Source organism: Paracoccus sp. (in: a-proteobacteria) (genome assembly GCF_030604785.1).
In the GTDB taxonomy this organism is placed as follows: Bacteria; Pseudomonadota; Alphaproteobacteria; order Rhodobacterales; family Rhodobacteraceae; genus Paracoccus.
This window is the reverse complement of the sequence record NZ_JAUVVF010000056.1, coordinates 1-14,874: the sequence shown is the minus strand read 5'-3', so window position 1 is coordinate 14,874 and position 14,874 is coordinate 1. Positions and strand designations below refer to the sequence as shown.

Sequence of the window (14,874 nt, the reverse complement as noted above, 5' to 3'; positions counted from 1 at the left end):
CTGCCCGGCGCCGAGGGCGCGCCGCCGCCCGACCGGCCGGCCGCACCGCAGGCCGGCCTGCGTGCGCCGAGTGACGAGGCGCCCGTGGCGCCCGCCCCTGCCGACCCGGTGCCCGATCCTGCACCGGCTGCCGAAGCGCCTCGCGAACCCGTGGCGATCCCGCGCCTGCATGCGCCCGCGCTGGATTTGTCCCTGCCGCCCGATCTCAGCGACCTGCGCCGACTGGAGCGTGACTGAATGACCCCCACAAATCCTCTGATCGCCGCCACCTTCGCGCCTCCCGTGATGGAGGCCCGCCGCTGGCTGGACGGCGTGCATTTCCCCCCCGACCGCCCGCTGCTGAACGTCAGTCAGGCCGCGCCCGTCGATCCGCCGCCCGAAGGGCTGCGCCGTGCGATGGCCGATGCGCTGCTGACCCGGCCCGAGGCGCATCTTTACGGTCCCGTTCTGGGCAATGCCGATCTGCGCGAGGAATTGTCGCGGGCCTTCTCGGCGGGGTATGGCGGGTCGGTCGCGGCGGAGCAGGTGGCGATCACGCAGGGCTGCAATCAGGCCTTCTGCGCGGTCATGGCCAGCCTTGCGGGGCCGGGGGATCAGGTGATCCTGCCGACGCCGTGGTATTTCAACCACAAGATGTGGCTGGACATGGCGGGCGTCGAAACCGTGCCGCTGGCCTGCGGCGACGACATGCTGCCCGATCCCGACCGGGCCGAGGGACTGATCACGCCCCGGACCCGCGCCATCGTGCTGGTCACGCCCAACAATCCCTCGGGGGCGGAATATCCGTCCGAACTGGTCGGGCGCTTCTACGATCTGGCGCGCCGCCACGGCATCGCGCTGGTCCTCGACGAGACCTATCGCGATTTCGACAGCCGCGAGGGCGCTCCCCATGATCTGCTGACCCGGCCGGGCTGGGACGAAACGGCGATCCAGCTTTACAGCTTCTCCAAGGCCTATCGCCTGACCGGACACCGCGTCGGCGCGCTGATCACGAACCCCGCGCGGCTGGCCCAGATCGAGAAGTTCCTCGACACCGTCGCCATCTCGCCCAGCCAGCCGGGCCAGATCGGCGCGGTCTGGGGGATGCGGAACCTTGGGCCGTGGCTGGCCGGCGAACGCGCCGAGATCCTGGCGCGGCGGGCGGCGGCGGACAAGGCGCTCTCGGCCCTGCCGGGCTGGCGGCTGAAAAGCGCGGGCGCCTATTTCGCCTGGATCGAACATCCCTTTGCCGAAAGCTCGGCCGATCTGGCGCGGCGCATGGTGGCCGAGATCGGCGTTCTGGCGCTGCCCGGCACGATGTTCACCCCCGATGACGACCCATCGGGCGCGCGCCATCTGCGGATCGCATTCGCCAACGTCGATGCGGCCGGGATCGGTCAACTTGCCGAAAGGCTTGGCCTCTTGCGCGGCTGACGGCTTGTCGCGGGGGCCGTGCCGTCCTAAAGACGGCAGCGACGACAAGCACAAGGACAAGCCATGGCCAACCTGCGCGCAAAGGGCAAATCGACGATCGTCTGGATCCTGATGGGTCTGATGGTCCTGGGCCTCGGGGGCTTTGGCGTGACCAGCTTCTCGGGCGGGTCAACCGCTGTGGGGCAGGTGGGCGAGACCCGCGTGACCGCCGACGAATATGCCCGCGCGCTGCGCGGCGAGATGATGGCCATCACCCGCCAGACCGGCCGCCCGCTGAGCATGGCCGAGGCGCAGGCGATGGGCCTGCCGCAGGCCGTGCAGGCCAACCTGTTCACCGCCGCGGCGCTTGCCGAACAGGCGCGCGTGATGGGTGTCTCGGTCGGGGACGAGCGTGTCGCCCAGACGATTCTGGCCGCCGATGCCTTCCGCGGCCCGAACGGCCGTTTCGACCGCGCCGCCTATGCCGAGGTGCTGCGCCGCGAGCGCCTGACCGAGGGCGAGTTCGAGGCCGCGATCCGCACCGACGAGGCACGGCTGCTGCTGCAGCGTGCCGTTGCGGGGGGCGTCGCGGCGCCTGCGCCGATGGTCGACCAGACGACGCGTTGGGTGCTGGAGACCCGCGATTTCAGCTGGCGCGAACTGACCGAGGCCGATCTGCCCGCCCCCATCGCCGAACCCGACGAGGCGACGCTGGAGGCCTGGCACGCCGCCAATGCCGACCGCTTCACCGCGCCCGAGCGGCGCGTGATCTCTTATGCCTGGGTGACGCCGCAGATGCTGGCCCCCGAGGTCGAGCTGGACGAGGCCGCCCTTCGCGCGACCTATGACCAGAACATCGCCGAATTCCAGCAGCCCGAACGCCGCCTGCTGAGCCGCCTGATCTTCGGCTCGCAGGAACAGGCCGCCGATGCCGCCGCCGCGATCGAGGCGGGCGAACAGCCGTTCGAGGCCTTCGTGCTGCAACGCGGCCTGACGCTGGACGATGTCGATCTGGGCGCGGTCTCGCAGGCCGAGCTTGGCGCGGCCGGGGCCGAGGTCTTCGCCGCGCCGGGCAATCAGGTCGTGGGCCCCATCCAGACCGATCTGGGCTGGGCGCTGTTCTCGGTGAACGCCATCCTCGATCCGGTCGATGTCCCCTTCGAAGAGGCCCGAGAGGGCCTGCGCGCCGAAGCCGCGCTCAGCCGGGCCGCGCGGCTCATCCAGGACCGCACGCTGGAATTCGAGGATCTTCTGGCGGGCGGCGCCACGATCGAGGATCTGGCCGCCGAGACCGAGATGGAGGCCGGCCGGATCGAATGGCATCCCGATCTCGAGGCGCCCGAGGACAGCATCGCGGGCTATGCCGATTTCCGCGACCGCGCCGAGGCGCTGAGCGAACGCGATTTCCCGGAATTGTTCGAACTTGTCGATGGCGGCGTCTACACGATGCGCCTTGACGAGGTGATCCCGCCCGCGCTGATCCCCTTCGAAGAGGCGCGCGCCGACGTCCTGGCCGATTGGCGTCAGGCCGAATTGCAGCGCCAGCTTCTGGAACTGGCCGAGGGTCTGCAGGTAGCGGCCCTGGCCGATGCCGTGGTCGAGCCGCTTCGCGCGCTGCAACCCGCCCCCGAGACGCCCGCCGCGCTGCCTGCCGAAAGCCCTGCCGAGGCGACCGCCGAGACCCCCGCCGAACCTGCCGCCGAGGAGCCTGCGGATCAGTGGATCTCCGAGACCGGGATCGTGCGGAATGCCTGGATGCCGAACCTGCCTCAGGCGGCGCTGCTCGAGGCCTTTGCCATCGACGAACCCGGCGAGGTCGAGATCGTCGATGCGGGCGACCGGGTGATCCTGGTCCGTCTGGATGCGGTGGGCGATGCGGACCTGTCCAGCACCGATGCGATGGCCGTCCAGGACCGCGTCGCGGCACGGATCGGCCAGTCCCTGCAGGACGACATCTTCGACTATTACGCGCGATACGTTCAGCGCCAGCACCGGATCGAGGTCAATCAGGCCGCGATCAACGCCATCAACACACAGGTCCAGTGATGCAGCTTTCCCCCGATTTCGACGCCTTCCAGCGCGAATGGCAGGCGGGGCGCAACCAGCTTGTCACGATCCGGCTGGCGGCGGATCTGGACACGCCGGTCAGCCTGATGCTGAAACTGGCCGAGGCCGCGCCCCACAGCTTCATGCTGGAATCGGTGACCGGGGGCGAGCTGCGCGGCCGCTATTCCATCGTCGGCATGAAACCGGACCTGATCTGGCAATGCCGCGACGGCCGGGCCCGCCTGAACCGCGAGGCGCGCTTTTCCGATGCCTGGCAGGATGACGACCGCCCGGCTTTGGACAGCCTGCGGGCGCTGATTGCGGAAAGCCGGATCGAGACCATGCCCGAGGGTGTGCCCCCCGTTGCAGCGGGGCTTTTCGGCTATCTGGGCTATGACATGATCCGTCTGGTCGAGCATCTGCCGGATGTGAACCCCGATCCGCTGGACCTGCCCGACGCGATCCTGATGCGCCCCTCGGTCGTCGCCGTGCTGGACGGCGTCAAGGGCGAGGTGACGCTTTGCGCGCCTGCATGGCACGATGGCGGCGACAATGCCCGCGCCGCCTATGCCCGCGCCGCCGAGCGCGTGATGGATGCGCTGAAATCGCTGGACCGCGTCCCACAAGAGCCGCGCGCCCTCGGCGACGAGGCTCGGATCGGCGAGCCGGTCTCGAACTTCGCCAAGGACGACTATCTGGCCGCGGTCGAGAAGGCCAAGGATTACATCCGCGCAGGCGACATCTTCCAGGTCGTGCCCTCGCAGCGCTGGCGCATGGACTTTCCGCTGCCGCCCTTCGCGCTCTACCGCAGCCTGCGCCGCACGAACCCTTCGCCCTTCATGTTCTACCTGAACATGGGCGGCTTCCAGATCGTGGGCGCCTCGCCCGAGATCCTGGTCCGCCTGCGCGACGGCGAGGTGACGATCCGGCCCATCGCCGGAACCCGCCCGCGCGGCACTGATGAGGCCGAGGACAAGGCGCTGGAGGCCGACCTGCTGTCCGATCAGAAGGAACTGGCCGAGCACCTGATGCTGCTGGACCTCGGGCGCAACGATGTGGGTCGCGTGGCGCGCCCCGGCACCGTGCGCCCGACCGAGCAGTTCGTGATCGAGCGCTACAGCCACGTCATGCACATCGTCTCGAACGTGGTGGGCGAGCTGCGGGACGGCGAGGACGCGCTGTCCGCGCTGCTGGCCGGGCTGCCGGCGGGCACGGTCTCCGGCGCGCCCAAGGTCCGCGCGATGGAGATCATCGACGAGCTGGAGCCCGAGAAGCGCGGCGTCTATGGCGGGGCGGTCGGCTATTTCGCTGCGAATGGCGAGATGGACATGTGCATCGCGCTGCGCACGGGCGTGGTCAAGGACGGCGCGCTCTACATCCAGGCCGGGGGCGGTGTGGTCTATGACAGCGACCCCGAGGCCGAGTTCATGGAAACGGTGAACAAGTCCCGCGCCCTGCAACGCGCGGCCGAGGGCGCCGCGCGCTTCCTGCCCGGCAATCGCTGAGGGCCGGGCCGGCGCGTTTCCCTCTTGTGCGGGCTGCCGGAAAGGCGTCAGGTGCACGATATGCAAATCGACGCCACGACTCGCCGCGATCTGGTCGGCATCGGCTGGATGGTCGCGACGGGGCTGTGCTTTGTCGCGGTGAACGCCATTGTCCGGGGGCTGGAGGGCGCGCTGCCCGCGCCGCAGGCGGCCTTCATCCGCTTCGTGATCGGGCTGGTCGTGCTGGTCCCCGTCATCCTGCCGGCCCTGCGTCAAGGATTCGAGCCGGTGGTCTGGCGTATGTTCGGCCTGCGCGGCGCCCTGCATGTCGTGGCGGTGATCGCTTGGTTCTATGCGATGTCGCGCATCACGGTGGCCGAGGTGACGGCGATCGGCTTTCTCAATCCCATCGTCGTGACGCTAGGCGCGGCGTTGTTCCTGGGCGAGCGGCTGGCCGCGCGGCGCATGGCCGCGGTCGGGGTGGCGCTTCTGGGTGCGCTGGTCGTCCTGCGCCCCGGCCTGCGAGAGCTGGATCCCGGGCATCTGTCGCAGATCCTTGCGTCGGTCGCGTTCGGGGCGTCCTATCTGGTGGCCAAACGCCTGTCCGAGCGGGTTCCGGCCTCGGTCGTCGTGGCGATGATGTCGCTGACGGTCGCCATCGGGCTGGCGCCGCTGGCTTGGCTGGTCTGGGTGCCGCCGACCCTGTCGCAGGTCCTGTGGCTGGGTCTGGTCGCCTTTTTCGCGACGCTCGGTCATTACACGATGACGCGCGCCTTCGCGGCCGCGCCGCTGACCGTGACCCAGCCGGTGACCTTCCTGCAGCTGGTCTGGGCGAGCCTGGTCGGGATCCTCGTCTTTCACGAGCCGCTGGACGGGTGGGTGATCCTGGGCGGGGCGATGATGATCGCCGCGATCAGCTACATCACCTGGCGCGAGGCGCGGCTGCGGGCGGCGCTGAAGACGCCGCCGGTGGGGGCGACGAAGATCTGACGGGCTGATTGCGTCCCGCGGCCGCCGGGGGGCTTCGCGCCCCCCGGACCCCCCGCGGGATATTTGTCCCAAGGCAAAGGCAGGCGAGTCAGCGATTGGGCCAGAGGGGGGCGTGCCGGTTCACGTCCTTGTAGAGCAGGTAGCGGAAGCGCCCCGGACCGCCCGCATAGCAGGCCTGCGGGCAGAAGGCGCGCAGCCACATGAAATCGCCGGGGCCGACCTCGACCCAGTCGCGGTTGAGGCGGTAGACGGCCTTGCCCTCGAGGACGAAGAGGCCGTGTTCCATCACATGGGTCTCGGCGAAGGGGATCGAGCCGCCGGGTTCGAAGTTCACCAGCGTGATGTGCATGTCGTGACGCAGATCGGCCGGGTCCATGAAGCGGGTCGTGCCCCAGGCGCCGTTCGTCCCTGGCATCATCGCGGGCGCGATGTCCTGTTCGCGGGCGACGATCGGGTCGGGGAGGGTGGTGCCGGCGGCGGGTTGCCAGCGTTTGCGCCACCAGTGAAAGCGGGTGTTGTCGCGGCCGGGATTGGTGATGTGCCATGCCGTGCCGGGGGGGATATAGGCAAATCCGCCCGGTTCGAGATCATGGATCTTGCCCGCGATCTGCAATGCGATGCGGCCCTCGGTCACGAAGATCGCGTGCTGCACCTCGGTGTCGTCGTCGGGGCTGTCGCTGCCGCCATTCGGAGCGAGTTCGACGATGTACTGGCTGAACGTCTCGGCAAAGCCGGTCAGGGGCCGGGCGATGATCCACATGCGCATCCCCGTCCAGCCCGGCAGGGCGCTGGTGACGATGTCGCGCATCGTGCTGCGGGGGATGACGGCGTAGGCCTCGGTGAAGATGGCCGTGTCGGTGGTCAGGTCGGTCTGCGGCGGCAGGCCCGCGATGGGCCCCGCATAGAGGTTGGGATGGGTCATGCGGGGGTCTCGTTGCTGATGATCTGGGTGATGCGAAGGCTGGCGATGCGGATGACCTGCGCCTCGGCGGTGGCGCGTTCGGTGGCGGTGTCGCTGTCCAGCCGCTCCTGCATGGCGGCGAGGATGCCGGCCTTGTCGTGGTCGCGCACCGCGATGATGAAGGGGAAGCCGTGGCGGGCCATGTAGGCCTGATTCAGTCGCGTGAATTCCGCCCGTTCCGCATCGGTCAGGGCGTCCAGCCCGGCGCTGGCCTGTTCGGCGGTGCTTTCGGCGGTCAGGCGGCGCGCCTGGGCCAGCTTGCCCGCCAGATCGGGATGGGCGCGCAGGACGCCCAGCCGCTCCTCGTCCGAGGCCTGGCGGAAGATCTGCGCCATGCGCGCGGCCAGACCTTGGGCGCTGTCATGGGCGGCGCCCATCTCGGCGGCAAAGACCCGCTCGGCGATGAAGGGGGAATGTTCGTAGACGCCGCCGAAGCGGGCCACGAAGCTTTCGCGCTCCATCTGCGAGGGGCGCGGGCGCGGCTGGAAGGGATGGACCCGCGCCCAGTGGCGCGCAATGTCGAGGCGGGTGGCGAACCAGACGCCGTCATGGCTGCGCGCGTGATCAAGGAAGCGCTTCAGCGCCATCGCCCGGCCCGGCCTGCCCGCGAGGCGGCAATGCAGGCCAACCGACATCATCCGGGGCGCGCCCGCCGCGCCCTCGGCATAGAGCATGTCGAAACTGTCGCGCAGATAATCGAAGAAATCGGTGCCGGTGCCAAAGCCCTGGCCCGAGGAAAAGCGCATGTCGTTGGCGTCCATCGTGTAGGGCACCATCAGCTGGGGGCGGCCTTCATGGACATGCCAATAGGGCAGTTCGTCCGCGATCGTGTCGGCGAGATAGTCGAACCCGCCTTCCTCGCAGCCAAGCGCCACCGTGTTCATTGAGCAGCGGCCCTGGTAGAAGCCGCGTGGGCGCTCGCCGCAGACCGCCGTGTGCAGCGCGATGGCCTGGGCGATGTGTTCGGCCTCGATCTCGCGCGGGACGTTGCGGTAATCGATCCATTTCAGGCCGTGGGTCGCCATTTCCCAGCCGGCCGCCTGCATGGCCGCGACCTGTTCGGGGTTCCGTTCCAGCGCGGTCGCGACGCCGTAGCAGGTGACGGGAGTGCCCTCGAGCAGGCGCAGAAGCCGCCAGAAACCCGCGCGTGCGCCGTAATCATAGATCGATTCCATGTTCCAGTGCCGCTGGCCGGGCCAAGGCTGGGCGCCGATGATCTCGGACAGGAAGGCCTCGGAGGCGGCGTCGCCATGTTCGATGCTGTTCTCGCCGCCCTCTTCGTAATTCACCACGATCTGGACCGCGATCCGCGCGCCGCCGGGCCATTTCGGGTCGGGGGGCGTGGGGCCGTATCCTCGCAGGTCGCGGCTATAGCGCATGTCTTCCTCCGGTGGGTCTCTCACCGGCCAGCAAAGCGCGCCCCGCTGGCCGGGGCAAGCGGGCAGGGGCGGAATTCACTATCAAGGAAACGGCGACAATCGCGCTGCCCGCCGGGCGGGCAGATGATCAGGTCTGCGGCTCGGGGGGCTGGCCGCCCATCGCCTCGGTCAGGGCGGCGGCGGCGGCGGTGACGGCCGCGCCGAGCGTCTTGACGTGCTCGGGCTGGATGCGATGCGCGGGGCCACTGACCGAGATGCCCGCGACGGCCTCTCCGGTCAGGTCGAAGACGGGGGCGGCGATGCAGCGCATGCCGCGGGTCTTTTCCTCGTCATCCAGCGAGAAGCCGCGATGACGGATGCGGGCCAGATCGGCGCGCAGCGCCTCGGGGTCGGTCAGCGTGTGGTCGGTGAAGCGCTGCAGTCCTGGACCGGACAGGATCGCGTCCAGAATCGCGGGGCGGCCAAAGGCCAGCAGCGCCTTGCCGATCCCCGATGCGTGCAGAGGCGAGCGGGTGCCGGGCGGAAAGAAGGCGCGGATCGTCTCGGTCGTCTCGACCTGGCTGATGAACAGGACCGCATCGCCGTTGGGAATGCCCAGATTGGCGGTCTCTCCGGTATGCTCCATCAGCCCGCGCAGGATCGGGCGGGCGCGTTCCACCAGCCCCGAGCGGCGCATGAAGGCCGAACCCAGCCGAAAGCTGGCCGGGCCGATATTCCAGCCTTGGGTCGCCGGGTCGCTTTCGACCATGCCGCGCGAGGCCAGCGTGTGCAGGATGCGATGGGTGGTCGAGGGGGGCTGGCCCGCGCGTTCGGCCACCTCGCTCAGCGTCAGGTTCGGCCGCGCCGCCAGCAGATCCAGCATGTCCAGCGCGCGTTCCAGCGCCTGGACGGTTGCGGGGGCCTCGGGCGAGGCCTTGCGCGGGCGCCCCCTGCGGCGGATGGCTTCGGCCATTTTCGTCACTCCGTTGAGATAGCATAGCCATTCGGCAGAAAATCGCCTGTGGCGCGTGTCAATGCGTTGAAAAGATGGGGTTTGATGAATTCATGGCACAAATTGGAAAGATATTCCACAAAAATGTGACATTGCGCCGCAGGAGAAGGCTGGGAATGCTGCCTCTCAGAGGAGACATCCGCAGTTTCGACGCCTCGGCGTCCAAGGTCAAGTCATCGGTCTGACCGATTGGCAGGCTTCGGCCCGCGACGGTGATCGTCTCGGCGGCAAGGGCGGGCCGGGGGAAGCTGGACGCGCTGAAAGCCATGGGCCGGGCATCGATCCCGCCCCAGAATAAGGGACAGCCCGTCGCGGCGAGGCGGTCCCGCACAAGGGAGGACAGTGAATGACCCGATCCGGCATCGGCACGCCCGAAGAGATGCGCGACCCCGATTACATGCCGCCCTTGTGGCAGGCGGTGCCGCTTGGCATCCAGCATGTGCTGGCCATGTTCGTGGCGAATGTCACGCCCGCCATCATCGTGGCGGGTGCGGCGGGGTTCGGCTTCGGCTCGAACAGCCCAGATTTTCCCGAAATGCTGTATCTGATCCAGATGTCGATGCTGTTCGCAGGCGTTGCCACGCTGCTGCAATCGGTGACGATCGGTCCGGTCGGGGCGAAACTGCCCATCGTGCAGGGGACGTCCTTCGCCTTCATCCCCATCATGATCCCGCTGGTCGCGGGCAAGGGTGTGGACGGGCTGGCCGCGCTGTTCACCGGGGTTCTGCTGGGCGGTCTGTTCCACGCGGCGCTCGGGCTGGTGATCGGGCGCATCCGCTTTGCGCTGCCGCCGCTGGTGACGGGGCTGGTCGTCACGATGATCGGTCTGGCGCTGGTCAAGGTCGGCATCGAATATGCGGCGGGGGGCGTGCCGCTCAAGGCGCAGGGCTCGGCGGCCTATGGCGACTGGGCCAGCTGGTCGGCCGCTCTGGTCGTGATCGTCGTGACGCTGGTGCTGAAATTCTTCGCGCGGGGAATGCTGTCGATCTCGGCGGTGCTGATCGGAATCGCGGCAGGCTATGCGTTCTGCCTGATGACGGGCAAGCTGCCGGTCGCGGCGATCACCGGATCGTGGAACCAGGCGGCGGCCTTCGCGCTGCCGATGCCGTTCCGCTACGGGTTCGAATTCTCGGCCGCGGCGGTGATCGGCTTCTGCCTGATGGCCTTTGTCTCGGCCGTGGAAACGGTGGGCGACGTCTCGGGCATCACCAAGGGCGGCGCGGGGCGCGAGGCGACCGACCGCGAGATCGAGGGCGCGACCTATGCCGACGGGATCGGCACGGCCGTGGCGGGGGTCTTCGGCGGGCTGCCCAACACCTCGTTCAGCCAGAATGTGGGCCTGATTGCCATGACCGGCGTGATGAGCCGCCATGTCGTGACGCTTGGCGCCGTCTTCCTGATCCTCTGCGGGCTGGTCCCCAAGATCGGCGGGCTGATCCGCACCATCCCCATCGAGGTGCTGGGCGGCGGCGTCATCGTGATGTTCGGCATGGTGGTCGCTGCGGGCATCTCGATGCTGTCGGATGTGGACTGGAACCGGCGCAACATGGTCATCTTCGCGGTCGCGCTGTCGGTGGGCCTTGGCCTGCAGCTCGAGGCGATGGACACCGCGCCCGGCGGCGTCGATGCGCTGCAGCACCTGCCCGAGACGCTGCGCATCCTCGGCGCCTCGGGGATCCTGCCCGCCGCGCTGATCGCCATCGTGCTGAACCTGATCCTGCCGCGCGAACTGGCGGACGAGGCCACGGAAGAGGTCTCGGGCGGGCTGAAGGGGCAGGGCAAGGGCCTGAGGCCGCGACAGGGCCAGCACTAGCCGAGGCCGGGCTTGCGCGCGATTATGCACGGAATGTTAAGACTGCCTTGCCCATGCTGCCTCTCGAATGGCGGGCGGCATCGGGTATCAAGGGACTGGACCTGCCGACGGAGGAATGGATGCCGGGCTATCTGACGACCCATGTTCTGGACACTGCACGCGGCCGCCCGGCCGAAGGGATGGAGGTGGTGCTTTACCGCCTCGACGGTGCCACGCGCACCGAGCTTGCGCGGCTGGTCACGAATGCCGATGGCCGCACCGACCGCCAGATCCTGCCCGCCGAAGGTTTCGCGACCGGCAGCTACGAGCTGGAATTCCACGCCGGCGCCTGGATGGACGCGACCGGCATCCCGCCCGAAAGCCCGCGCTTCCTGGACGTGATCCCGATCCGCTTCGGCATGTCGCAGGACGATCATTACCACGTCCCGCTGCTGGTCTCGCCCTTCGGCTATTCGACCTATCGGGGCAGCTGAGATGATCCCGGAAACCGTCATCCTGTGGGAATGGCTGGCCTTTGCGGTCCGCTGGATCCATGTCATCACCGCCATCGCCTGGATCGGCAGCAGCTTCTACTTCATCGCGCTGGATCTGGGCCTGCAAAAGGCCCCGCATCTGCCCAAGGGCGCGCATGGCGAGGAATGGCAGGTCCATGGCGGCGGCTTCTACCACATCCAGAAATACCTCGTCGCGCCCGAGCGGATGCCCGAGCATCTGACATGGTTCAAATGGGAAAGCTATTCGACCTGGCTGTCGGGGGCGGCGCTTCTGATGGTCACCTACTGGGCGGGGGCGAACCTCTATCTGATCGACCCGGCCAAGGTGGATCTGGCCACATGGCAGGCGATCGCGATTTCGGCGGGCTCGCTGGCGCTTGGCTGGCTGATCTACGACACGCTCTGCAAGTCGCCCTTGGGCAACCGGCCGACGGTGCTGATGCTTCTGCTGTTCGTCGCGCTGGTGGCGGTGGGCTGGGCCTATGACCAGGTCTTCACGGGGCGCGCGGCCTTACTGCATCTGGGCGCCTTCACGGCGACGATCATGACCGCGAACGTGTTCCTGATCATCATGCCGAACCAGCGCATCGTGGTGGCCGATCTCAAGGCCGGGCGCGCGCCCGATCCGAAATACGGCAAGATCGCCAAGCTGCGCTCGACGCATAACAACTACCTGACCCTGCCCGTCATCTTCCTGATGCTGTCGAACCATTATCCGCTGGCATTTGCCAGCGAATACAACTGGCTGATCGCGGCGCTGATCTTCCTGATGGGCGTGACGATCCGGCATTTCTTCAACACCATGCATGCCCGCAAGGGCTATCAATGGTGGACCTGGGCGGTGACGGTGATGCTGTTCATCGGGGTGATGTGGCTCTCGGCGCTTGGCGTGAACCAGGACAGCTATGACGACGCGATGGCCCGTCCCCTGACCCCGGTCGAGGCGCGCTTTGCCGAGGCCCCCGGCTTTGACGAGGTGACGCAGACCGTGATCGGGCGCTGTTCGATGTGCCACGCGCGCGAGCCGGTCTGGGACGGCATCCGCCTGCCGCCCAAGGGCGTCGTGCTGGAGACCCCCGCCGACATCGCCCGCGCCGCGCGCGAGATCTATGTGCAATCGGGCCTCACCGATGCCATGCCGCCCGCCAACCTGACCGCCATGCAGCCCGAGGAACGCGCGCAGATCATGCGCTGGTTCCGCGAGGTCGGCGCCTTCGGGGTGGCGGGGCTCTGATCGCCCCTTGACAGGAGGGCGCCGCGCCGGGTTAAGGCGCGGTGATGCTGTCTGCCTTGCGCCTTGTCCTGCTGCTGGGGGTGATCCTTGGCGTGGTGCTGCCGAAATCCTCGGCCGTGCTGGCAGGGATGGGTGTCGTCGACAGCCGCACGGTGCTGATCTGCACCGGCCACGGCCTGACCGAGATCACCCTGACCGAACCCGGCGAGACGCCCTCGGCGCCCGTCGACCGGCACGAGGCGCCCTGCCTGCTGGTCCATGCGCTGGACGGCACTGCCGCGCCCTCGATCCCGCCCTTGTGGCTGGAGCTGGCCTCGGCCGTTGGCCCGGTCTCGGATCACCGCCTCTGGCGGGCCGCCCATGCCCCCCGCGCCGGTCATGCCCGCGCGCCACCCCGGATCTGACGCGCCCCCTTTTTTCGTCCTTTCCGACATCCGCATGGCCACGCCATGCGCAAGAGGCATGATCCATGACCCATTTCCCCATGACCGCCTTGGCGGTCCCGCTCGTGTGGACGCGACCATGACCAGCATCGACGCGACCCTTGATGACAGCCGCGCCCGGACCGCGCCGCGCCTTTACCGTGCGGCCTGGCGCTGGCACTTCTATGTCGGGCTCTTCGTCATCCCGTTCTTTCTCGTGCTGGCCGTCACCGGCCTGATGATGCTGTGGATCGCCCAGATCGACGGCCGGGACGGCGAGCGCATCCCGGTCGAGCCGCAGGCCAGACCCGCCAGCCTGAACCTGCAGGCCGCCGTCGCCCTGACCGCCGTGCCCGGCGGCGAGCCGCGCCTCTACATCGCGCCACGCGCGCCGGATCGGGCGGCCCTGTTCCGCATCGACGGCCCGGACGGTCCCGTCATGGTCGCGGTCGATCCGTTCGGGGCGCAGGTGATCGACAGCTTCCCGCGGCGCAGCGGCTGGTATGACTGGGCCGACAGCATCCACAGCGACCTGCGCCTGGGCGTGGCGGGCGACCGGATGCTGGAAATCGCGGCCTCGCTTGGCATCATGCTGCTGGTCTCGGGCCTGTTTCTCTGGTGGCCGCGCGGGACCAGCCTGCCTGCGGCGCTGGTGCCGGATCTGCGCGCAAGGGGCCGCGGCCTCTGGCGGTCGCTTCACGCAAGCATCGGGGTCTGGATGTCGGTCGGGCTGGTGTTCTTCCTGGTGTCCGGGCTCAGCTGGGCGGGCATCTGGGGCGGGCAGATGATGCAGGCCTGGTCCACCTTTCCGGCGGCGAAATGGGATGCGGTGCCCCTGTCCGACGTGACCCATGCCAGCCTGAACGATGGCCCGAAAGAGGTGCCCTGGGCGCTGGAACAGACGCCCATGCCCGCCTCGGGAAGCCCTGCCGGGCAGCCCGGCATTCCGGCGGGCACGCGCGTGACCATCGACAGCGTCGATGCGCTGGCACGCTCACTCGGCTTTCAGGGCCGCTATCAATTGGCCCTGCCGCGCGGCGAGACCGGCGTCTGGACGATCAGCCGCGACAGCATGAGCACCGACAGCCTGGACCCGACCAGCGACCGGACGGTCCATGTGGACCGCTACAGCGGCCGTATCCTCGCTGATGTGCGGTTCCGGGATTACTCGCTGGCCGGCAAGGCGATGGCGGTGGGCATCGCGCTGCATATGGGGACGCTCGGCCTCTGGAGCGTGCTGGTGAACACGGTCTTCTGCCTCGGGGTGATCTTTCTCTGCGTCTCGGGGGCGGTCCTCTGGTGGAAGCGCAGGCCATCCGGCGCATGGCGGCTGTCCGCGCCACCCATGCCGCGCGAGATGCCGTTCTGGAAAGGCGCGGTCGTGGCGGGTCTGGTGATCGGCGTGGCCTTTCCGCTGGCCGGTCTGACCTTTGCTTCGGTGCTGCTGGCGGATTGGCTGATCCTGTCGCGCCTGCCCGCCCTCAGGCGAGCGCTGACCTGAGCGCAACGCCTGCGTCGGCGAGGCTGCGGGGGCCGTCAGGCCCCCGGGCGCGTGCATACCCCCCGCCGGGGGGAGGGCGCGCCGCGACCCCCCCCCCCCCCTGCCGCCGGGCGCAATAGGGGGACAAGGGCCCCCCAAAGCCCGGGGCCGGATACCCCAACCAGCGG

12 protein-coding genes and 1 pseudogene are annotated in these 14,874 nt (G+C 68.7%); 10 read left to right on the top strand and 3 right to left on the bottom strand.

Translation table 11 applies throughout. The annotated features are described in order from the left end of the window. From QAR72_RS14555 to QAR72_RS14535, 5 genes and pseudogenes are all read left to right on the top strand, one after another. Positions 1–237, top strand: a pseudogene (locus tag QAR72_RS14555) (branched-chain alpha-keto acid dehydrogenase subunit E2); the annotation flags it as partial. After that, positions 238–1,413, top strand: coding sequence for an aminotransferase (locus QAR72_RS14550; RefSeq protein ID WP_304618100.1), 1,176 nt, complete (start codon positions 238–240; stop codon positions 1,411–1,413). A gap of 63 nt (positions 1,414–1,476) precedes the next feature. Further along, entirely contained in the window at positions 1,477–3,438 is a 1,962-nt protein-coding gene (locus tag QAR72_RS14545) for a peptidylprolyl isomerase (protein WP_304618099.1), read from the top strand. Then, positions 3,438–4,943, top strand: a complete 1,506-nt coding sequence (gene trpE, locus QAR72_RS14540; RefSeq protein WP_304618098.1) for an anthranilate synthase component I — start codon at positions 3,438–3,440, stop codon at positions 4,941–4,943. Before QAR72_RS14545 ends, trpE begins: the two co-directional genes overlap by 1 nt. 60 nt (positions 4,944–5,003) lie before the next feature. Continuing rightward, the gene (locus QAR72_RS14535; RefSeq protein WP_304618104.1) at positions 5,004–5,912 is read left to right on the top strand and encodes a DMT family transporter; all 909 of its coding nucleotides are present in this window, start codon (positions 5,004–5,006) and stop codon (positions 5,910–5,912) included. Positions 5,913–6,000: 88 nt separating this feature from the next. Here the strand turns inward: QAR72_RS14535 and QAR72_RS14530 are convergent, their stop codons facing one another. The 3 genes from QAR72_RS14530 to bhcR all read right to left on the bottom strand — a co-directional run bounded on the left by QAR72_RS14530 (position 6,001) and on the right by bhcR (position 9,204). After that, the gene (locus tag QAR72_RS14530) at positions 6,001–6,834 is read right to left on the bottom strand and encodes a bifunctional allantoicase/(S)-ureidoglycine aminohydrolase (RefSeq protein ID WP_304618097.1); all 834 of its coding nucleotides are present in this window, start codon (positions 6,832–6,834) and stop codon (positions 6,001–6,003) included. After that, complete coding sequence (gene puuE, locus QAR72_RS14525; protein ID WP_304618096.1) at positions 6,831–8,252, bottom strand: allantoinase PuuE; 1,422 nt, start codon at positions 8,250–8,252, stop codon at positions 6,831–6,833. The genes QAR72_RS14530 and puuE overlap by 4 nt, the downstream gene beginning before the upstream one ends. A 127-nt stretch (positions 8,253–8,379) precedes the next feature. Then, positions 8,380–9,204 (bottom strand): HTH-type transcriptional regulator BhcR, encoded by an 825-nt coding sequence (gene bhcR / locus QAR72_RS14520; RefSeq protein ID WP_304618094.1) that lies wholly within the window; start codon positions 9,202–9,204, stop codon positions 8,380–8,382. A gap of 385 nt (positions 9,205–9,589) precedes the next feature. Here bhcR and QAR72_RS14515 point away from each other — a divergent pair, with 385 nt between their 5' ends. From QAR72_RS14515 to QAR72_RS14495, 5 genes are all read left to right on the top strand, one after another. Then, positions 9,590–11,056: a uracil-xanthine permease family protein gene (locus QAR72_RS14515; RefSeq protein ID WP_304618093.1), complete on the top strand. Its 1,467-nt coding sequence runs from the start codon at positions 9,590–9,592 to the stop codon at positions 11,054–11,056. 119 nt (positions 11,057–11,175) lie between these two features. Then, on the top strand, positions 11,176–11,529 hold the full coding sequence (gene uraH, locus QAR72_RS14510) for a hydroxyisourate hydrolase (protein WP_304618103.1): 354 nt from the start codon (positions 11,176–11,178) through the stop codon (positions 11,527–11,529). Position 11,530: 1 nt separating this feature from the next. Next, positions 11,531–12,784 carry a urate hydroxylase PuuD gene (locus QAR72_RS14505; RefSeq protein ID WP_442953584.1) on the top strand — a complete coding sequence of 418 codons (1,254 nt, stop codon included), beginning with the start codon at positions 11,531–11,533 and terminating at the stop codon, positions 12,782–12,784. Between the two features lie 44 nt (positions 12,785–12,828). Further along, entirely contained in the window at positions 12,829–13,188 is a 360-nt protein-coding gene (locus QAR72_RS14500) for a hypothetical protein (protein ID WP_304618092.1), read from the top strand. A gap of 118 nt (positions 13,189–13,306) precedes the next feature. Then, positions 13,307–14,707, top strand: coding sequence for a PepSY-associated TM helix domain-containing protein (locus QAR72_RS14495; protein ID WP_304618101.1), 1,401 nt, complete (start codon positions 13,307–13,309; stop codon positions 14,705–14,707). Positions 14,708–14,874: the final 167 nt, after the last annotated feature.